The following is a 19,782-nucleotide window of genomic DNA, read 5'->3' on the forward strand; positions in this document are numbered from 1 at the left end:
CCGCACTCCCCGTCGAGGTGGCGGCGGCGCGCCGGGCCGGGCCGCACCGCGCGGGCCGCCCGGGTCGGGGCGGCGTCAGAACCTGGGGCGTGGCCGGCACCCGCCGGCCTTCGCCGTCGACCTGCGAACCGTGCCCCAGGTGCGATCAGACGTCAGATCGCCGAGGGCCGGGGTTGTTTTGCGGGAATTCGCACGTCGCCGCGCCGTCGGACATTGGGTTCCGGCTGTCGGTCGCGATGCCGCCGGCATCGGGCGATCCTGGTCGGCGGAACCCCGCGATGCCGCCGGCATCGAGTCGATCATCAGTGCGCGACCGGGCGACGCCCGGGCTCGTCAGCGGGCGGCGACCTCGGCGTCGGCGAGGTCGGTGGTGGGGTCGCCGGTGCGGGGCACCGGCTCGCGGACCGGGAGGTCGCGGCGGGCCTCGACGAGCAGGTCGGGCCGGCCGAGCTGAACCACGACCCGGTTGACCACCCGCTGGGCGGCGGCGAGCGAGCGCACCGACAGCAGCCGCCCCCGGCTCTCCCGGCGCAGGACGAAGAAGTGCACGGCCGCGCGGACCCGGCCCCGGTCGGCGGCGCTCGCCCGCGCGGTCGACACGACCAGCTCGCGCAGTGCGTGGGCGAGCCGCTCGGCGAGTTCCAGTTCGGGACCGGTCAGGCCGGCGCGGACGGCGGCGAGATGACTGTCGACCTTGCGGATGAGCACGTCGGTGCCGGGCTCGACATTCCGCTCCTCGACAGCCATCCGATCCCCTCCGCCCCGCCCTCGCGTCCCGAGTGAAGTTACTTTATGTTGTGGGTCACAAGCAAGCAGTTAAGTAAGACTTAACGCATTCATTGTCATATCCGTCGCTTTTGGCGTTGAGCCGGACAGAACGCGCGGTGGGCGGGCGTGGTTGTCAGACCGCCGGGGCAGGATGGAAGGCGTGGCGGAGGCGACGGGAGACGCGGGCGGGTCGGCGACGGGCGAGGCGCTCGCCGCGTTCGGCACGGCCACCCGGGAGTGGTTCACCGCCGCGTTCGCCGCGCCCACCGGGGCGCAGACGGGCGCCTGGCGGTCCATCGGCGCCGGGCACAACGCCCTGGTGGTGGCGCCCACCGGCTCCGGCAAGACGCTCGCCGCCTTCCTCTGGTCGCTGGACCGGCTGGCGCGCGAGCCCGCCCCGGCCGACCCCCGGCAGCGCTGCCGGGTGCTCTACGTCAGTCCGCTCAAGGCACTCGCGGTCGACGTCGAGCGCAACCTGCGCACCCCGCTCGCCGGCATCCGCCAGGCCGCCACCCGCCTCGGCCTCACCCCGCCCCAGATCACCGTGGGCATGCGCACCGGGGACACCCCCGCCGACGAGCGGCGCGCCTTCGCCCGCACCCCACCGGACATCCTCATCACCACACCGGAGTCGCTGTTCCTGCTGCTCACCTCCGCCGCCCGCGACTCGTTGCGGGGCGTCGAGACGGTGATCGTCGACGAGGTGCACGCGGTCGCCGGCACCAAGCGAGGGGCCCACCTCGCGCTGTCGCTGGAGCGCCTCGACGAGCTGCTGCCCGCCCCGGCCCAGCGGATCGGCCTGTCCGCGACGGTCCGCCCGGTCGACACCTGCGCCCGCTTCCTCGGCGGGGTCCGGCCGGTCGACGTCGTCGCCCCGCCCACCGCCAAGACGATCGAGGTCGGCGTGCAGGTCCCGGTGGAGGACATGACGCGCCTCGACGAGCAGGAGCCGCCCGAGGACGATCTCGGCGGCTTCGGCGCGCGCCGGGCGTCGATCTGGCCGGCGGTGGAGGAGCGGGTGTTCGCCCTGATCCGGGCGCACCGCTCGACCATCGTCTTCACCAACTCACGCCGCTCGGCCGAGCGGCTCTGCGCCCGGCTCAACGAGCTGGCGGCCGAGGAGCTGGCCGCCAGCGGCCCGGCGGGCGGTGCCGGCACGAGCCCGGACGCCGGGACGGGTGGCGGAGCCTGGGGCGGGCCGGTCGGACCGGCGCGGGTCAACCGGCCGCCGGCCGAGCTGATGGCACAGGCCGGGGCGGCGGCCGGCGCACCGCCGGTCATCGCGCGGGCGCACCACGGCAGCGTCTCCCGGGAGGAGCGCAAGCACATCGAGGAGGCGCTCAAGTCCGGGCAGCTTCCCGCGGTGGTGGCCACCTCCAGCCTGGAGCTGGGCATCGACATGGGTGCGGTCGACCTCGTGGTGCAGATCGAGGCCCCGCCGAGCGTCGCCGCCGGCCTGCAACGGGTCGGGCGCGCCGGGCACCAGGTCGGCGCGGTGTCCCGGGGCGTGGTGTTCCCCAAGCACCGGGGCGACCTGCTCTCCTGCGCGGTGGTGGCCGAGCGGATGACCGAGGGCGCCATCGAGGAGCTGCACTACCCACGCAACCCGCTGGACGTGCTTGCCCAGCAGATCGTCGCGATGGTGGCCCTCGACCCGTGGCGGGTCGGGGACCTGGCCGTGGTCGTACGGCGGGCCGCGCCCTTCGCCGAGCTTCCCGACTCGGCCCTGCACGCCGTGCTGGACATGCTCTCCGGGCGGTACCCCTCGACCGCGTTCGCCGAGCTGCGTCCCCGCCTGGTGTGGGACCGGGCGACCGACGTGCTGACCGGCCGGCCCGGCGCCCAACGCCTCGCGGTGACCAGCGGCGGCACCATCCCCGACCGGGGCCTGTTCGGGGTCTTCCTGGCCGGGGCGGAGCGGGCCGCCCGGGTCGGCGAGCTGGACGAGGAGATGGTCTACGAGTCCCGCGTCGGCGACGTCTTCCTGCTCGGCTCGTCGTCCTGGCGCATCGAGGACATCACCCCCGACCGGGTGCTCGTCTCCCCCGCCCCCGGCCAGGCCGCCAAGATGCCCTTCTGGAAGGGCGACCAGCCGGGGCGCCCGGTGGAGCTGGGCCGGGCCATCGGCACCCGGGTCCGCACCCTGCTTCGGCAGGGCGACGACGACGCCGTCGCCGCGCTCCGCGCCGGTGGGCTGGACGACTGGGCGGCCGGCAACCTGATGGCGTACCTGCGCGAGCAGCAGGCGGCCACCCGGGCGCTGCCGGACGACCGGACGGTGGTGGTGGAGCGGTTCCGCGACGAGTTGGGCGACTGGCGGCTCGCCGTGCACAGCGTGCTCGGCGCCCGGGTCAACGCACCGTGGGCGTTGGCGATCGGCCGCCGGCTCACCGAGCGGTACGGGGTGGACGCCCAGGTGATGCCCTCCGACGACGGCATCGTCGTCCGCCTGCCGGACACGGCGGAGGAGCCGCCCGGCGCCGACGTGATCGTCTTCGAGCCCGACGAGATCGCCCAGCTGGTCGAGGAGTCGGTCGGCACGTCGGCGCTGTTCGCGGCCCGGTTCCGGGAGTGCGCCGCCCGGTCGTTGCTGCTGCCCCGCCGGGATCCGCGCCGCCGCCAGCCGCTGTGGCAGCAGCGGCAGCGCGCGGCGCAGCTGCTCGACGTCGCCCGCGAGTACGCGGACTTCCCGGTCACCCTGGAGGCCGCCCGGGAGTGCCTCCAGGACGTCTTCGACCAGCCTTCGCTCGCCGCGCTGATGCGCGAGCTGGCCGCGCGGAAGGTGCGCCTCGTCGAGGTGGAGACCCCGCAGCCGTCGCCGTTCGCACGCTCCCTGCTCTTCGGCTACGTCGGAGCCTTCCTCTACGAGGGCGACGCACCCCTCGCCGAGCGGCGCGCCGCCGCCCTCGCGCTGGACTCGGCACTGCTCGGGGAACTGCTCGGCCGGGTCGACCTGCGGGAGCTGCTCGACCCGGCGGTGCTCGCCGAGACCGACCGCCAGCTGCGCTGGCTCACCGAGCAGCGCCGCCCCCGCGACGCGGAGGACGTGGTCGAGCTGCTGCGCGTCGTCGGTGACCTCACCGCCGAGGAGCTGGCGACGCGCGGGGTGCCGGCGGAGTGGCTGACCGGGCTGGAGGCCGCCCGGCGGGTGCTGCGGGTCCGCATCGCCGGCGAGGACCGCTGGGTCGTCGTGGAGGACGCGGCCCGCCTGCGCGACGCGCTGGGCGTGGCGCTTCCGGTCGGCGTGGCCGAGGCCTATCTGGCGCCGGTGGCCGATCCGCTCGGCGACCTCGTCGCCCGGTACGCGCGCACCCACGGCCCGTTCGCCGCCGCCACCTGCGCGGCCCGGTTCGGGCTCGGCGTGTTCGTGGTCGAGCAGGCGCTGCGCCGGCTCGCGGCCGCCGGCCGGGTGGTGTCCGGGGAGTTCGCGCCCGACACGGTCGGCACCCAGTGGTGCGACGCCGAGGTGCTGCGGATGCTGCGCCGCCGGTCCCTCGCGGCGCTGCGCCGGGAGATCGAGCCGGTGCCGCCCCGGGCGCTGGCCACGTTCCTGCCCCGGTGGCAGCAGGTCGGTTCCTCGGCGCGCGGGGTGGAGGCGGTCGCCGCAACCGTCGAGCAGTTGCAGGGCGTGGCGGTGCCCGCGTCCGCACTGGAACGGCTGGTGCTGCCGGCGCGGGTCGCCGACTACTCCCCCGCCCAGCTCGACGAGCTGTGCGCCAGCGGGGAGGTGGTGTGGGCCGGTTCCGGGGCGATCTCCGGCGGCGACGGCTGGGTCACCCTCGCGTACGCGGACACCGCCCCGCTGCTGCTCCCCCCGCCCGACGAGTCGCTCAGCCGCACCCCGCTGCACGACGCGGTGCTCGACGCCCTCGGCGACGGCCAGGCACTGTTCTTCCGGTCCCTGTCCGACCGCGTCGGTTCGACGGACGACGCCGCCCTGACCGCCGCCGTATGGGATCTGGTCTGGGCCGGCCACCTCACCAACGACACCCTCGCCCCGCTGCGCGCGGTGCTCGGCGGTGGTGGCGCGCACCGGTCCCGCCCGGCCGCGCCGCGCACCCGGTACCGGCGTCCGGGCCGGGTCGCGCTGCCCACCCGCAGCGGCCCGCCCACGGTCGCCGGGCGGTGGTCGCGCCTGCCGGAGCGGGACACCGATCCGACCCGCCGCGCGGCGGCCCTCGCCGACGTCCTGCTGGAACGGCACGGGGTGGTGACCCGGGGCGCGGTCGTCGCCGAGCAGGTGACCGGCGGCTTCGCCGCCGTCTACCCGGTGCTGTCCGCGCTGGAGGAGCGGGGGGCCGCCCGCCGCGGCTACTTCGTCGAGGGGCTCGGCGCCGCCCAGTTCGCGGTGCCCGGTGCGGTCGACCGGCTCCGCGCCCTGGCCGACCCGGCCGACGGGGGGCGGGCCCGTGGCGGGCCGGCCCTGGTCCTCGCCGCGACCGACCCGGCCAACCCGTACGGCGCGGCGCTGCCCTGGCCCGAGCGGGTGGTCGACTCGGGCGACGGCGCGGCACCGGCGACCGGGCACCGGGCCGGCCGCAAGGCGGGCGCCCTGGTGGTGCTGGTCGCCGGCGACCTCGTGCTCTACGTCGAGCGGGGTGGCCGGACGCTGCTCTCCTTCACCGACGACGCCGACACGCTGGCCGCGGCCGGCAAGGCGCTCGCCGACGTGGTCCACTCCGGAGCGCTCGGGGCGATCTCGGTGGAGCGGGCCGACGGCGAGGCGGTGCACTCGTCGCCCCTGCGCGACGCGCTGACCGCCGCCGGCTTCCGGGCCACCCCGCGCGGTCTGCGCCTGCGGGGCTGAGACCGTCTCCCAGGTCAGCGCAGCTCGGTGAGCACCTTCTCGTACTTCGGGCGCTCGGCGGCCGGCGTCTTCGCCTCCAGGTAGTTGAGCACCACCGCGCCGTCCTGGAACGACTGGCCGTCCCAGGTCTCGGCGATCTCCTTGGCGCTGACCTCGTCGGGGAACACGTACACCGTCACCCCGTCGGTGGCGATCAGCTCCGAGCAGCCCAGGCCGAGCCCGTCCGGTCCACAGTCGACCGACCGGTCCTTCGCGTCGGTGACCTTGAGGCCAGCCGCCTTGAACGCCGCCACGACCTCCCGCGCTCCGGGCGCGGCGGTCGGGCGGGACGGCAGCACCGCCTTCGGCACGCTCGTCGGCCGGCGCTCGGTGGCACCGGTCGCGCTCGGCCCCACCGCGTCGCCCGACGCCGACCCCTCGGCGGGCGGCGCGGAGCCGGCGGCCGGTGGGCGCGAACCGTCCCCCCAGGCACCTCCGGAGGACTTGTCGTTGTCGTCGCCGCAGGCGGCGGTCAGAGCGGCGGCGATGGCGAGCACCGCGACGGCGGGCAGGGTCCGGTTGGTCACCCTGGCAGTCTGCCAACCCGCACCGCCGCTGGCATGGGCCGGTCGGCCAGTGGACTGTCCGACATCCGCCGGCCCGGGCGCACGGCACGCCCTCCGACCTGCGGGTACGATCCGCCGCGCCGCACGAGGTGGTTCTCGAGGTACGGCTCACTCCGGCGGGCTAGCCTGTCGTTCCATGGCGCCGACGCCCTGGATCTCCTTCACCACCGACTACGGCCTCGCCGACGGCTTCGTGGCCGCCTGCCACGGCGTGATCGCCCGGCTGGCGCCGACGGCCCGGGTGATCGACGTGACCCACCTGGTGCCCCCCGGCGACGTGCGGCGGGGCGCGGCGGTGCTCGCGCAGACCGTGCCGCACCTGCCGGCGGGCGTCCACGTCGCGGTGGTCGACCCGGGTGTGGGCACCGCGCGCCGCGGAATCGCCCTGGCCGCCGGGGACGGCCTGCTGGTCGGGCCGGACAACGGGCTGCTGCTGGACGCCGCGGCGGCGCTCGGCGGCGTACGGGCGGTGGTGGAGCTGACGAACCCGGAGTGGCTCGGGCCGCGGGTGTCGGCCACGTTCCACGGCCGGGACGTCTTCGCGCCGGTGGCGGCCCGGCTGGCGCTCGGTGCGCCGCTGGCGGACGCCGGCCCGGCGGTCGAGCCGGACAGCCTGGTCCGGTTGCCCGCGCCGCTGGTACGCCCCGAGGCGGACGGTTTCACCGCTGAGGTGCTGACGGTCGACCACTTCGGCAACGTGCAGCTCGCCGCGCCGGCCGCGCTGCTGGAGCCGCTGCCCGCCGCCGTTCAGGTCGGGCATCAGGCCGCGGTGCACGGCCGGACCTTTGGTGACGCGCCGCCCGGTGAACTGGTCGTCCACGTCGACTCGGCCGGCCTGGTCGCGGTGTCGGTCAACGGCGGCCGGGCCGCCGACCTGCTGGCGGTCCGGCCGGGCGACCGGCTGCGCGTCACCGCCGCCTGACGACGCGCACCGCCGGGCCGGGACGCCTCCCGGCCCGGCGAGGTACGCGGTCAGCAGCGCGGCACCGAGCCCCCGTACACCGCCTGGATGTACGCGTGGCTGACGAACTGGCCGGTCGCCAGGCGGTTCCAGCGGTTGGTGGTGCCGTACGGGCCGGTGAGGGTCTGGCCCAGCACCGAGCACTGGATCGGCACGTGGGCGTACCGGGCGGCCAGGCCGCGCACCGCGTACGCCGTGCTGGCCCCGGCCCGGATGTTGAGCGGGCCGTCGCCGACCACGCCGCGCGGACCGGTGCCGGTCCACAGGTACGCGACGTCGACCCACGCGTTGGTGGTGAGCTGCAACCCGTCCCAGAAGGTTCCGTCGGCGAGGTCGATCCCGGCCGGGTTCAGCACGGTACGGCCGAACTGGTCCCGGCCGCCGTTGTAGCCGTACTGGTAGGCAGCCTGGGCCTGCGGGCGGCCCTGCGGAAGGTCCTTCCAGTTCTCACGCACCGAGCTCAGGTTCCAGTAGTCGTCGCGGGTGTTCCACGGCCCGACGTCCCACACCGGGGCGTACTCGCAGCGGCTCCCGGTGGTGGTGCAGACCCGGACCGTGTAGTCGCCGGCGTTCAGCGGCGACAGGCCGCGCCGGGAGGGCAGGGCGACGAAGTGGTCCCGGGCCGTGATGGTGTGACCGTTGGCGGTGGTCCCGCCGACGTGGCCGATCCGCGTGGCGTACACCCGGTAGGTGAGGCCGGGGGTGGCGGCGGAGACCGCGGTGACGGTGACCCGCTCGGCGGTGAGCCGGACCGACCGCACCTCGGCGGACGCGCCGCCGGTGAGCACGATCCGGGCCTGCACCCGGGTGACCGGCACGTCGAACAGGGCTCCCCGGGTGGCCTCCCGCCACTCGGTCCAGCCGCTGGCCCGCCAGCCGCGTACCTGCGTCTCGACCGTCGCGCCGTGCGGCACGCGGGCGGTGACCTCGGCCCGGACGCGGGTGGCGGGGCGGGCGAGGGTACGCGGGGCGGAGAGGTACAGGCCCTCGGCGACCGCGCTGTGCGGGCTGGGACCGGCCGGGGCCGACCGCAGGTCGGCCAGGCGGAGGCCGGTGCGGGTGTACCGGACGTTGACGTCGTCACCGTTGACGAGGGAGAGGTCGACGCTCCACCGGTTGCCGTCGCGCGGGGCGGCCGAGGTGGGGGTCGCGAACGGCAGGAGGGCGAGGGTGAGGATGAGGGAGAGGACGGCGGACCGAACAGGACGGCGATGACGACTCATGGGCATTCTCCTCAGAACTCCCTGATAGTGCCGTTGTCAGAAGATCCAGGGGAACCTGCCTACAAATAGCGACACATGCGAATATGGCTCGTGGCAGGGAGGATGGAGAGGTGCCCGAAGGCGACACCGTCTGGAACACCGCCCGCGTCCTCCAGCGGGCACTCGCCGGTGCCCGACTGACCGGAAGCGACTTCCGGGTCCCCCAGCTCGCCGCCACCGACCTCACCGGCTGGACGGTGCGCGAGTCGGCCAGTCGCGGCAAGCACCTGCTGCTGCGACTCGAATCCCCGCCGGGCGCGGGCGCCCCCGGGCCCGCGCCCGCCGCCGACGGTTCGCCCGGGCCGGATGCCGGCACTCGCTGGACGCTGCACTCGCACCTGCGGATGGACGGCGCCTGGCGGGCGTACGCGCCGGGCGAACGCTGGGCCGCGCGTCCGGCGCACCTGATCCGGGTGGTGCTGCGCAGCCCGCACGCGGTGGCCGTCGGCTACCACCTGCACGACCTGGCCCTGATCCCGACCGCCGAGGAGGGCCAGTTCGTCGGTCACCTCGGCCCCGACCTGCTCGGCCCGGACTGGGACCCGGCGGAGGCGGTCCGGCGGCTCGCCGCACACCCCGACGCCACCATCGGCGACGCCCTGCTCGACCAGCGCAACCTCGCCGGCATCGGCAACCTCTACAAGTGCGAGGTGCTGTTCCTGCGCGGGGTGTCGCCGTGGACGCCGGTCGGCGCGGTCCGTGACCTCGCCGGCACGGTGACCCTGGCGCAGAAGCTGCTCGCCGCGAACCGGGGACGCTGGACCCAGAGCACCACCGGGTCGCTGCACCGCGGGCAGACCAGCTACGTGTACGGCCGGCGCGCCCAGCCCTGCCGCCGTTGCGGCACGGCCATCCGCAAGGAGGATCTGGGCGACCGCGTCACCTACTGGTGCCCGGTCTGCCAACCCGAGTGGCCCGGCTGACCCGGCTTCGATGCGGCTCCGACGCGGACAGCAGCCCCCGCGGTGCCCTAGGCTCGGTCACCGATCGGAGGTGCCGATGTCCATCGGATCGGCCGATGTTCCCACCCGCCTGCCCCTCGAGGTGCTCGCGGCGGTCGAGGAGTACCTGCGCACCGTCGACGCCGCTCTGCCGGGCTTCGTGACCGGGCTCTACGTCACCGGCTCGGCCGCTCTCGACGCCTGGCAGGCGAATGCCAGCGACATCGACACGCTGATCGTGACCGGCCGTCCGCCGGCCGCCGCGGACCTGACGCAGCTGGCCCGCCTCCACGCCGCGCTGCCGGACCGACCCCACCTCGACGGGATCTACCTGGACGAGCGGACATTCGCCAGGTTCCCCGCAGACCGCCGGGTCACGCCGTTCGTGGTGAACGGCCAGTTCCACGCCGACCGCCCGTGCGGCGACCTCAGCCCGGTCCTGTGGCTGGTGCTGCGCCGGCATGGCGTGCCGGTGCGCGGGCCGGCGGTGGCCGACCTCGCGATCCCCGGTGACGACGCGGCACTGCGGGCTTACCTGCGGGACAACCTGCACACGTACTGGCTTCCGCTAGCTCGGGACATCCGGGAGCACCTGCGCGGCGTCGCCGACGACGAGCCGATCGAGGCGGACGGCGTGGCGTGGGCGGTGCTCGGCCCCGCCCGGCTCCACCACACCCTGACTCAAGGCGCCATCGTGTCGAAGGCGGAGGCGGGCGCGTACCTGGCCGAGCTGCTGCCGGCGTGGACGGACCTCGCCGACCGCGCGGTCCGCTGGCGGGCCGGCGAACCCCTCACCTTCACCGCCGCTGACCTGCGCGCCGCCGCCGACTCCATCGACGCGGTGGTGACCGACGCCGACAGGCGTCTCGCCCAGTTCAAGAGCTGAGTCGGGCGCTGTCGAGCTGCCCCGTCTGTGCGACCGGCGGTGCTCCTCCCTGTCCCCGGCGCTGGGACCGACAACGCTTCGGCTTCCCACCCGTCTGTGCGACGGGCGGCGCTCCTCCCTGCCCCCGGCGCTGGGACCGACAACGCTTCGGCTTCCGACCCGTCTGTGCTACCGGCGACGCTTCCGCCTCTGCCCCATCTGTGAGGGCAGCTCGACAGGGCGTCGACCGCACCATGCGCTCCGCCGGATGACTGCCGGGCATGCCGAGTCAGGACCGGTCGCGACACCACCCCGCGGGGGCCGGGCCCACCACATCGGACGGCGTGTCGGGCGGGACACTCCGGAGACGGGGTCATCAATTGGTGCGCCGGCCCAGATAGGGACGATTGGGTACTTCCTAACCACCCGTCCGGGTCGCATGCTGCGGTTGAGTGCTCACACACCGTCAGATCAGCGCGCCCGCGCCGCCACGCCGAGGTGGCGGACCCGCGCCCGACGCCGGGAGAGCCATGGACCTGTTCCGCAGACTCCGGATCCCGTGGGCCGACCGGCCCATCGGCGACCGCCCCGGTGGCACCGGCGACCACCGCCGCGACGGGGCCGGCCCGACGGTCCCGGCGGCCCGGAGCGCGGACGACGCCGCGCCGGCACCCGCGAGCCTCGACCCGGCCGCGCTCCCCCGCTGCTTCGGGCCGGTACCCAACCACGCCCACAGCCCGCTGCCGGTCGTCGACGCGGACGGGCGGGTGGTGCCCGGCACCGGGATCCGCAAGTTCGTCGACCCCCTGCCCACACTCGGCGCCGTCGGCTCCGCCGGCACCGGGCCCGTCGGCAGCCTGCCGGTGGCGATCCCGGACACCATCACCTACCCCGGCTGCGACTACTACGAGATCGGGCTCCGCGAGTACGCGCAACGGCTGCACCGGGACCTCCCGGCGACCCGGTTGCGCGGCTACCGGCAGCTCAACCTCGGTACCGACCCGACCGGGCACAACACGCTCGCGCCGCCGGAGCGGCCCGTCCACCTCGGCCCGGTCATCGTCGCGCGGCGGGGCCGGCCGGTACGGGTGAAGTTCATCAACCAGCTGCCCACCGGGCGGGCCGGCGAGCTGTTCCTCCCGGTCGACCCGACCATCGAGGGGGCGGGCACCGGGCCGCTCGACGGGCCGGCGCCGTACCCGCAGAACCGGGCGGTGCTGCACCTGGCGGGGGCGCAGACCGGCTGGATCAGCGCGGGAAACCCGTGGCAGTGGATCACCCCGGCGGGTGAGATCACCCCGTACCCGACCGGGGTGGGGCTGACCCACGTGCCGGACATGCCGCACCCCGGGGCGGGAGCCACCACGTTGTACTACCCGAACGACCAGAGTGGACGGCTGCTCGCCTTCCAGGACAACACCGTCGGTCTGGCCCGGCTGACCGTCTACTCCGGGCAGCTCGCGCTCTACCTGCTCACCGACCCGGCCGAGGAACGGCTGGTCGCCGACGGGGTGCTCCCCGCCGACCAGATCCCGCTGGTGTTCGAGGACAAGACCTTCGTACCCGACGACATCCAGTTGGCCGGCGAGGACCCGACCTGGGACCGGGACCGGTGGGGCTCCCGCGGCAGCCTCTGGCACCCGCACGTCTACCAGCCCCGGCAGAACCCGTACCGCGGCGGCGGCGGCAACCCGACCGGACGCTGGGACTACGGGCCGTGGTCGCGTACCGCCGAGGAGACCGGCCCGGACGGCGCGTCGGGGCCGAACGGTGCCGGAGCGGCGGCCGGTCCCGGCCCGGTGCCGAACCCGCACCACGACCCGGTCACCGCGCCGGACGAGCCGCCGATGACGCCCGGCGTGCCGCACCCGTCGGCGGTGCCGGACGCCTACGGCGACACGGTGCTGGTGAACGGCGTGGCGTACCCGTGGCTCGCGGTCGAGCCGCGTACCTACCGCTTCCGCATCCTCAACGCGTGCCTGGACCGCAGCCTGAACCTCCAGCTCTACCGCGCCCGCACCGCCGGTCCGATGTGGGAGCCGGACGGCGGGCTCGCCGACGCGGGGGCCGGCGAGGTCCCGATGGTGGAGGCGGTCCGGGCGCCGGGCCGGCCGCCCGGCTGGCCCGCGGACGGGCGGGAGGGCGGGGTGCCGGATCCGCGTGCCGCCGGGCCGGAGCTGGTGCAGATCGGCAACGAGGGCGGCCTGCTGCCGGCCCCGGTGGTGATCCCGAACCAGCCGGTGACCTTCCGGTACGACCGGCGCGACCCCACGGTGCTCAACGTCGACGGGCACGCCCTGCTGCTCGCCCCCGGGGAGCAGGCCGATGTGCTGGTCGACTTCTCCACCGTCGCCCCGGGCGGCACGCTGATCCTCTACAACGACGCCCCGGCACCGCTGCCCGGCTTCGACCCCCGCTACGACCACCACACCGACGCGCCGGACCTCCGCGCCGAGGGCGGGACGCCGCCGAGCCGCCCCGGGTACGGCCCGAACACACGGACGCTGCTCCAGTTCCGGGTGAGCGGCACCCCGTCGCCGCGGTACGACCTGGCCCGACTGCGCGAGCGGCTGCCCCGGGCGTACGCGGCCAGCCAGCGCCCGCCGATCGTGCCGCAGCCCGCGTACGACGCGGCGCTCGGCACCCGCACCACCCGGGAGACCGTGGTGCCCGTCCACGCCACCACGGTGAGCTTCACCCCGATCGGTGGCGGCTCGCCGGTGCTGCTGCCCCTCGCCGTGAAGGCGGTCCAGCAGGTCTTCGAGCCCGGTCATGGCCGGCTCGCCGGGCGGCTCGGCGTCGGGCACCCGCACGGCGGCGCGCTCGTCCCCGGCGTGCTGCCGCTCGGCCCGACCGATCCGGCCACCGAGGTGGTGCAGGTCAGCGACCCGGCGGCACCGGTCGGCGCACCCGCCGACGGCACGCAGCTCTGGCGGATCCGCGGGGCCAGCCGGCAGACCCAGCCGGTCCGGTTGGACGGCGTCGACCTGCAACTCGTCAACCGGGCGGGGTGGGACGGCACGCTGCGACCGCCGGATGAGAACGAGCTGGGCTGGAAGCAGGTGGTCCGGGTGAACCCCCGGGAGGACGTGATCGTCGCGCTGCGGCCCGTCGCGCCACCTCTGCCGTTCAAGATCGGCGACAGCGTACGGCTGCTGGATCCCGGCCGGCCCGCCGGCGTGCGGACCGGCTCCACACCGGTGAGCCCGGTGGACGGCCGGCCGGCGCAGATCGTCAACCAGCTGGTGAACCTGGGCTGGGAGTACCGCTGGCACAGCCAGCTCGCCGGCCACCGGGACCAGGGCATGAGCCGGCCCCTCGTGCTGCGGGTCGCCCCGAAGGCGCCGACCGGGCTGACCGCGACGCCGGCACCGGGATCGGCCACCGCATTGCCGGCGATCACGCTGGCCTGGACCGGCAACGGCAGCCGGCCGGCCGCCACCAGCCACCTGCTCCAGCGGGCCACCGATCCCACGTTCACCGAAGGGCTCACCGGGATCACCGTCGCCGCCACCGCCACCCGGTACACCGACGCCACGGTCACCCCCGGCGTCACCTACCACTACCGGATCCGCGCCGAGAACTCGGTCAGCTGCTCGGCCTGGTCGAACAGCGTGCCCGCCTCGGTGCAGCTCGCCGCGCCGGCCGGGCTCACCGCGGCGGTGCCGCCGGCGGCTCCGCTGCGGGTGGCGCTGCGGTGGCGAAACCGCTCCTTCGCCACCGGCATCGACGTGCAGCGCGCCACCAACCCGACGTTCACCAGCGGGCCGGGCACCACCGCGATCGGTGTCGGCGACACCCACCTGGACACCGCCGTCGCGCCGGACACCATCTACTACTACCGGGTGCGCACCACGTACCTCGGCGCGGCCTCACCGTGGTCGACGGTCGCGCAGGTGACCACCCCTCCGCGCCCGGGTGTCCCGACGGCGGTCAGCGTGACCGCCACCGCGCCGGCCCCGGACACCGCGACCGTGATCCTGGGCTGGGCGGCCAGCACCACGGCCGGGCCGGGCGCCGGGTTCACCGTGCAGCGGGCCCTGGACGCCGCGTTCACCCGGGAGGTGGCCACCTTCACGGTGAGCGGGCGGGGCTTCACAAACACCGGCCTGGCCCGTGGGGTCACCTACCACTACCGCATCCGCTCGTTCAACGTCGTGGGCACGTCCCCGTTCACCGTGCCCGTGGCGGTGACGACCCCGAGCTGATCAGAGGGTGCGCAGCGGGGTGCCGACGCCGCGCAGCTCGGCGAGGGCCGAGGCGACCCCGTGCAGCAGGTCGGTCGCCTCGGTCAACCGGGCCGCCGCCGGGTGCTCGGTGCCCGGCCGCGCGTTCTCCGCCACGTAGCCGGCGGCGGCCACCACCAGCCGCTCGTACGCGGCGACGCCGCTCTCCAGCTGCGCGCCGAGCGCCGCGTGGGCCTCGGCCAGCGGCGGCCGGGCGTCCGGCGGCGCGAGCCGCAGCGCGCGTTCGACGCTGGCGACCCGGGCCGCGAGGTCCCGCAGCGACCGGTCGGCCGCGGCGGCCTCGGCCACGGCGGGTTCGGCCAGCCCGGTCAGCCGCGTCGTCATGCCGGCGAAGGTGAGGGCGGCCCGGTCCAGCCGGGCGAACGGTTCGGCGGCGCTGGTGCCGCGCAGCGCGACCCGCGACCGCATCCGGCGGACCTCGGCGAGCACGCCCGGCCCGACGGGGAGCCGCTCCACCGCGGCGATCAGCCGGGCCCGGGACCGGGCCGCCGCCTCGGCGGGGTCGAGCGGGGGCGGGGCCGGGCGGGCGGCCAGCGCCCGCAGGTCGATCCACCGCCACGCGGCCAGCGCCATGGCACCGCCCGCGCCGGCGGCCCACGCCGCGTCCGGCAGGCCCAGGCCGGCGTACGGCGTGAGCACGGCGGCCGCGCCACCGAGGCCCCCGGCCAGCACGCTCCACCGGCGGGCGGACCGCCGCAACCGGCCGAGCCGCCGGAAGTACCGCGTACGCTCGTCTGCCACGTCGCCTCCTCGACCCGGGCCGCTCAACCGGCGGCTGTCGTGTCGCCGCTGCCGCGTTCCCGGCTCATGCTGGCCCGGATCTCGTCGAGCCGGGCGGCAGCGGCCGGGTCGGCGGCCGGTGCCGCCGGGGCCGCCTGCTCGGGCCGCGACACGGCCGGCCGCTCCGTCGTACCGCCGAGCTTCTCCCCCGCCATGCTGGCGCGGATCTGCTCCAGCCGGGCGGAACCGGCCGAGTCGAGCGTCGCCTTCTGGATCTCCAGCATGCGTCCCTCGACGGAGTTGCCGGCGAGCTCGGCCCGGCCCATCGCGTTGGCGTACCGCCGCTCGATCCGGTCCCGGACCTCGTCCAGAGTGGGGGTGGTGCCGGGCGCGGTGATCGCGGACATCGACTCCAGCGACGCGGCGACGCTCTCCTGCATCTTCGCCTGCTCCAGCTGGCTGAGGAGCTTCGCCCGCTCGGCGAGCTTCTGCTGGAGGATCATCGAGTTGTTCTCGACGGCCTTGCGGGCCTGCGCGGCCGCGCCGAGCGCCTGGTCGTGGAGGGTCTTCAGGTCCTCAGTGGCCTGCTCGGCCGAGACCAGCTGGGTGGCGAGCGTCTGGGCGGACTGCTCGTAGCGCGTCGCCTCGGCCTCGGCGCCCTTCGCGCGGGCCTGGTCGGCCAGCACCAGGGCCTGGCGGGCGTTCGCCTGCAACCGCTCGACCTCGGACATCTGACGGGACAACTTCATCTCCAGCTGCCGCTGGTTGCCGATCACCGCGGCGGCCTGCTGGACGAGCGCCTGGTGTTGGCGCTGGGCCTCCTCGATCGCCTGCTGGATCTGCACCTTCGGATCGGCGTGCTCGTCGATCTTGGCGCCGAAGAGCGCCATCAGATACTTCCAACCCTTGACGAACGGGTTCGCCATCTCCGCGGTACCCCCTCAGTAGCGTCGCGCCGCCCGCGGCCGTCCGGCCGGGTGCGGCAGTGGCTCCATCGTCCCAGGCGGACGCCAGCGGGGCATCCGCACGCGACGAGCGGGGTCGCCACCGTCGCGATCAACCCTACGCGGCGCGGGGGTGGCCGACCATCACGAGAGCCGGGAAACCAGGGCCGAGCCAGGGGCGCCCCGCAGGTGGACCGGGACGTGGACGCCGGCCGGACGCCCGGTGGATCAGGCGGCGCAGACCACGTCGCGGTCGGCGGGGCGCACCCGGCTGCTGCGCAGGGTGGCCTTGAGCGGGGAGTCGTGCCGGACCTGGACGGAGACCGTGCCGTCGGAGGCGACCTGACGGACACTGCGGCTGGCGGCCTTGCGCACGGCCGGCGGCACCGGGGTGCGCTGCTCGACCGGCTCGTCCTGGACCGGCACGAGCACGCCCGGCATCTGCTCGGCGAGGGCGACCGTGTCGCTCACCTCACGCAGCAGCTCGGACAGGCGCGCGCCCAGCGCGTCGCAGATGGCGGCCAGCAGCTCGCTCGACGGCTCCTTCTGGCCGCGCTCGATCTCGGACAGGTAGCCGAGGCTGACGTTGGCGGCGGAGGAGACCTCGCGCAGGGTGCGGTGCTGCCCCTGCCGGCGTGTCCGCAGCGCGTCACCGATCACCCGGCGTAGCAGGACCATCGCACCTCCCCTGGGGGACACCACTCCGCCCCGACGGCCCGGAGCCCTCCGGACCCCGGCCACCGGAGCCTTCCCGCAACCGTACCCGTTGCCGGCTCGGCCGACATCCCGCCCCGCCCGTCGGAATCGGATGATCCCTCACCGATGCCCGGCGCCGGCCGGGTCACGCCCCGCGGAACCGGTGTCCGCCGGGCTGCCGTCGTCGGCGCCCTGGACCCGCTCGGCCAGCAGCCGCAGCGCCTCCACCACCGCTGCCGACCGGATGTGGTCGCGGCCACCGTCCAGGTCCAGTTGCCGTACCGCGCTGCCCGACGGGCCGGCCACGGCCACGTACACCAGCCCGACGGGCTTGCCGTCCTGCGGCTCCGGCCCGGCCACCCCGGTCGTGGCGAGGGCCCAGTCGGCCCGGCACCCCCGCCGCCCGCCCTCCGCGAGCGCCACGGCGACGTCCGGGTCGACCGGCCCCCGCTCGGCGAGCAGCTCCTCCGGTACACCAGCCAGCCCCGACTTCAGCTCGGTGGCGTAGACCACGAGGCCGCCGCGGTAGACACTGCTGACGCCGGCGATCTCCACGATCGCCGCGGCGAGCAGGCCGCCGGTCAGCGACTCGACGGTGGCGAGGGTCTGCTGCCGCTCGGCGAGGCTGTGCACGACGCCGGCCGCCGGGCTGCCGACCGGCCGATCGCCGTCGGCGTCCGTCTCGATCTCCATGGCCACCTTTCCTTCCCCCGACCCGGCCGCGGTACTCGTCCTGACCGGCTCCCGGTCGGGCAGGGACGGCTCAGCTGGTCGGACGGCGCAGGCGCAGGGCCTGGGCGACGTAGTCGAAGCCGGTGACGACCGTCACGGCCACGGCGGCGCCCATGATCCAGGGGCCGACCGCGGCCAGGGCCGCGGGCATCGGCCACAGGTACCAGGCGATCGCGAGGATCTGGAGGGCAGTCTTGATCTTGCCGCCCCGGCTGGCGGCGATCACGCCGTGGCGGATCACCCAGAACCGCAGCGCCGTGATGCTCAGTTCCCGCACGAGGATCACGACGGTCACCCACCAGGGCAGCCGGTCGTACCAGGAGAGCAGCAGCAGGGCGGCACCAGTGAGCGCCTTGTCCGCGATCGGGTCGGCCACCTTGCCGACCGACGTGACCATGCCGAACCGGCGGGCGATCCACCCGTCCACCAGGTCGGTGGCCGAGGCCACCGCGAAGATCAGGCAGGCGGCGATCCGCCAGCCCGCGTGGCTCATCGCGGAGACGACCACGGACACCGCGAAGACCGGCACCAGCACCAGCCGCAACAGCGTCAGCGCGTTGGCCGCGTTGAGCACGGACACCCGGGCGACCACCGGGGCCGAGGCCGGCTCCGCCGCCCCGGTCATCGCGGCACCTCGCTCCGGCCGCCGTGGCCGACCTGGCACCTCACCACGTCGCTCCCTCGCTCCGTCCGGGCCCGCCGTCACCGTGCCGCGCCGGGCGCCGCCGAGATCATCTCATCCGGTACGGCGACCAGGTCGACACCCTCGGTCGCGGTGACCGTGGCGCGGACCAGGTCGCCGGGGCGCAGCGCGGCCAGGTCCACCCCGCCGCCGGCCGGCGCGACCAGGGTGGTCGAGCCGTCGACCTCGGGCGCCTGGTGCGCGGCGCGCCCCTCGACCACGCCGTCGTCGACCGAGTCGACCAGGACCTCCACCGTCGAGCCGAGCCGCTCCTCGGCCCGCTGCGCGCACAGCTCGTCGGCCAGGGCGCTGATCTTGTCGTACCGCCGCTTGACGGTGGCGGCCGACACCTTGCCCGGCAGCCCGGCGGCCTCGGTGCCGTCCTCGTCGCTGTAGTCGAACACGCCGATCGCGTCCAGACGGGCATCGGTCAGGAAGCGGACCAGCTCGGCGACGTCGGCCCGGGTCTCCCCCGGGAAGCCGACGATGAAGTTGCTGCGGGCGCCGGCCTCCGGGGCCAGGGCCCGGGCGCTGGCCAGCAGCTCCAGAAAACGGTCGGTGGAGCCGAAACGGCGCATCCGGCGCAGGACGGGCTCGCTCGAGTGCTGGAACGACAGGTCGAAGTACGCGGCGACGCCCGGCGTCGTGGCGATCGCCTCGACCAGGCCGGGCCGGGTCTCGGCGGGCTGGAGGTAGCTCGCCCGCACCCGGACGATGCCGTCGATCGCGGCGAGCTGCGGCAGCAGCTTCTCCAGCGCCCGCGGGTCGCCGAGATCCTTGCCGTACGAGGTCGAGTTCTCGCTGACCAGCACCAGCTCCCGCACCCCGGTCTTGGCCAGCCACTCCGCCTCGGCGAGCAGCTCGTCCGGCGTACGGGAGACGAAGGCGCCGCGGAAGGCGGGGATGGCGCAGAACGCGCAGCGCCGGTCGCAGCCGCTGGCCAGCTTGAGGGAGGCGACCGGACCGGTGTCGAGCCGGCGCCGCAGCACCGGCCGCAGGTGCGCCGGGGTGTGCTCGTCGGTCTCGACGGCGGCGCGGGTGCCGTGCCCGGGCAGCGACACCGCCGCCTCCCGGCGCTTGACCGGGGTGAGCGGCAGCAGCTCCCGCCGGTCCCGCGGGGTGTGCGCGTCGACCGACTCGCCGGCGAGCACCGAGCCCAGCCGGGCGGAGATCGCCGGGTAGTCGTCGAAGCTCAGCACCGCCTGCGCCTCGGGCAGGCTGTCGGCCAGCTCGCGCCCGTACCGCTCGGCCATGCACCCGGCCGCGACCACCTTCGCGCCGGTGTCGGCGGCGGCCAGCAGGGTCTGGATCGAGTCCTGCTTGGCCTTCTCGACGAAACCGCAGGTGTTCACGACGACCACGTCGGCGCCCTCGCCGTCCGTGGTGACCTGCCACCCGTCGGCGTGCAGGCGGGCGGCCAGCTCCTCCGAGTCGACCTCGTTGCGGGCGCAGCCCAGGGTCAGCAGGGCGACGCGACGGCCGTCAGCGGGAGAAGGGGAGGTGGCAGACACCATCCGAGGGTACCGGGCCGGCGACCGGCCCCCGCCACGGC

The 19,782-nt window shown here is 75.5% G+C and carries 14 protein-coding genes; 5 read left to right on the forward strand and 9 right to left on the reverse strand.

What is annotated here, in order from left to right:
- Window positions 1–333 precede the first annotated feature (333 nt).
- Window positions 334–747, reverse strand: coding sequence for a hypothetical protein (locus ACTMS0_RS13260; RefSeq protein WP_441155442.1), 414 nt, complete (start codon window positions 745–747; stop codon window positions 334–336).
- A gap of 181 nt (window positions 748–928) precedes the next feature.
- Between ACTMS0_RS13260 and ACTMS0_RS13265 the strand changes: the two genes are divergently transcribed.
- The gene (locus tag ACTMS0_RS13265) at window positions 929–5,575 is read left to right on the forward strand and encodes an ATP-dependent helicase (RefSeq protein WP_441155443.1); all 4,647 of its coding nucleotides are present in this window, start codon (window positions 929–931) and stop codon (window positions 5,573–5,575) included.
- Window positions 5,576–5,589: 14 nt separating this feature from the next.
- Here ACTMS0_RS13265 and ACTMS0_RS13270 read toward each other — a convergent pair whose 3' ends face one another.
- Window positions 5,590–6,141 carry a hypothetical protein gene (locus tag ACTMS0_RS13270; protein WP_441155444.1) on the reverse strand — a complete coding sequence of 184 codons (552 nt, stop codon included), beginning with the start codon at window positions 6,139–6,141 and terminating at the stop codon, window positions 5,590–5,592.
- A gap of 175 nt (window positions 6,142–6,316) precedes the next feature.
- Here ACTMS0_RS13270 and ACTMS0_RS13275 point away from each other — a divergent pair, with 175 nt between their 5' ends.
- On the forward strand, window positions 6,317–7,102 hold the full coding sequence (locus ACTMS0_RS13275; RefSeq protein ID WP_441155445.1) for an S-adenosyl-L-methionine hydrolase: 786 nt from the start codon (window positions 6,317–6,319) through the stop codon (window positions 7,100–7,102).
- A 50-nt stretch (window positions 7,103–7,152) separates the two neighbouring features.
- On the opposite strand, the gene ACTMS0_RS13280 is transcribed toward ACTMS0_RS13275, so the two are convergent.
- A complete protein-coding gene (locus ACTMS0_RS13280; protein WP_441155446.1) occupies window positions 7,153–8,364 on the reverse strand; it encodes a hypothetical protein in 1,212 nt (403 codons plus the stop codon).
- A 110-nt stretch (window positions 8,365–8,474) separates the two neighbouring features.
- Between ACTMS0_RS13280 and ACTMS0_RS13285 the strand changes: the two genes are divergently transcribed.
- The 3 genes from ACTMS0_RS13285 (at window position 8,475) to ACTMS0_RS13295 (ending at window position 14,417) form a co-directional block, all read left to right on the forward strand.
- Window positions 8,475–9,326: a DNA-formamidopyrimidine glycosylase family protein gene (locus ACTMS0_RS13285; protein WP_441155447.1), complete on the forward strand. Its 852-nt coding sequence runs from the start codon at window positions 8,475–8,477 to the stop codon at window positions 9,324–9,326.
- Between the two features lie 76 nt (window positions 9,327–9,402).
- A complete protein-coding gene (locus ACTMS0_RS13290) occupies window positions 9,403–10,230 on the forward strand; it encodes a hypothetical protein (protein WP_441155448.1) in 828 nt (275 codons plus the stop codon).
- A 509-nt stretch (window positions 10,231–10,739) separates the two neighbouring features.
- Window positions 10,740–14,417, forward strand: coding sequence for a hypothetical protein (locus tag ACTMS0_RS13295; protein ID WP_441155449.1), 3,678 nt, complete (start codon window positions 10,740–10,742; stop codon window positions 14,415–14,417).
- Here ACTMS0_RS13295 and pspM read toward each other — a convergent pair whose 3' ends face one another.
- The 6 genes from pspM to rimO all read right to left on the reverse strand — a co-directional run bounded on the left by pspM (window position 14,418) and on the right by rimO (window position 19,744).
- The gene (gene pspM / locus ACTMS0_RS13300; protein ID WP_441155450.1) at window positions 14,418–15,197 is read right to left on the reverse strand and encodes a phage shock envelope stress response protein PspM; all 780 of its coding nucleotides are present in this window, start codon (window positions 15,195–15,197) and stop codon (window positions 14,418–14,420) included. It lies immediately after the preceding gene.
- Window positions 15,198–15,220: 23 nt separating this feature from the next.
- The gene (locus tag ACTMS0_RS13305; RefSeq protein WP_441155451.1) at window positions 15,221–16,102 is read right to left on the reverse strand and encodes a PspA/IM30 family protein; all 882 of its coding nucleotides are present in this window, start codon (window positions 16,100–16,102) and stop codon (window positions 15,221–15,223) included.
- Window positions 16,103–16,348: 246 nt separating this feature from the next.
- Complete coding sequence (locus ACTMS0_RS13310) at window positions 16,349–16,798, reverse strand: helix-turn-helix domain-containing protein (RefSeq protein ID WP_441155452.1); 450 nt, start codon at window positions 16,796–16,798, stop codon at window positions 16,349–16,351.
- A gap of 138 nt (window positions 16,799–16,936) precedes the next feature.
- Window positions 16,937–17,503 (reverse strand): CinA family protein, encoded by a 567-nt coding sequence (locus ACTMS0_RS13315; protein ID WP_441155585.1) that lies wholly within the window; start codon window positions 17,501–17,503, stop codon window positions 16,937–16,939.
- Between the two features lie 76 nt (window positions 17,504–17,579).
- The gene (gene pgsA, locus ACTMS0_RS13320) at window positions 17,580–18,173 is read right to left on the reverse strand and encodes a CDP-diacylglycerol--glycerol-3-phosphate 3-phosphatidyltransferase (RefSeq protein ID WP_441155453.1); all 594 of its coding nucleotides are present in this window, start codon (window positions 18,171–18,173) and stop codon (window positions 17,580–17,582) included.
- A gap of 77 nt (window positions 18,174–18,250) precedes the next feature.
- Window positions 18,251–19,744 carry a 30S ribosomal protein S12 methylthiotransferase RimO gene (gene rimO, locus ACTMS0_RS13325; RefSeq protein WP_441155454.1) on the reverse strand — a complete coding sequence of 498 codons (1,494 nt, stop codon included), beginning with the start codon at window positions 19,742–19,744 and terminating at the stop codon, window positions 18,251–18,253.
- Window positions 19,745–19,782 lie beyond the last annotated feature (38 nt).

This window comes from Micromonospora sp. H33 (genome assembly GCF_052068455.1).
GTDB lineage: Bacteria > Actinomycetota > Actinomycetes > Mycobacteriales > Micromonosporaceae > Micromonospora.

What these genes read in the sequence shown, in the direction of transcription:
- ACTMS0_RS13260 (WP_441155442.1), bottom strand. Translation starts at nt 747, where the DNA reads ATGGCTGTCGAGGAGCGGAATGTCGAGCCCGGCACCGACGTGCTCATC.
- ACTMS0_RS13275 (WP_441155445.1), top strand. Translation starts at nt 6,317, where the DNA reads ATGGCGCCGACGCCCTGGATCTCCTTCACCACCGACTACGGCCTCGCC.
- ACTMS0_RS13280 (WP_441155446.1), bottom strand. Translation starts at nt 8,364, where the DNA reads ATGAGTCGTCATCGCCGTCCTGTTCGGTCCGCCGTCCTCTCCCTCATC.
- ACTMS0_RS13290 (WP_441155448.1), top strand. Translation starts at nt 9,403, where the DNA reads ATGTCCATCGGATCGGCCGATGTTCCCACCCGCCTGCCCCTCGAGGTG.
- ACTMS0_RS13295 (WP_441155449.1), top strand. Translation starts at nt 10,740, where the DNA reads ATGGACCTGTTCCGCAGACTCCGGATCCCGTGGGCCGACCGGCCCATC.
- ACTMS0_RS13305 (WP_441155451.1), bottom strand. Translation starts at nt 16,102, where the DNA reads ATGGCGAACCCGTTCGTCAAGGGTTGGAAGTATCTGATGGCGCTCTTC.
- ACTMS0_RS13310 (WP_441155452.1), bottom strand. Translation starts at nt 16,798, where the DNA reads ATGGTCCTGCTACGCCGGGTGATCGGTGACGCGCTGCGGACACGCCGG.
- pgsA (WP_441155453.1), bottom strand. Translation starts at nt 18,173, where the DNA reads ATGACCGGGGCGGCGGAGCCGGCCTCGGCCCCGGTGGTCGCCCGGGTG.
- rimO (WP_441155454.1), bottom strand. Translation starts at nt 19,744, where the DNA reads ATGGTGTCTGCCACCTCCCCTTCTCCCGCTGACGGCCGTCGCGTCGCC.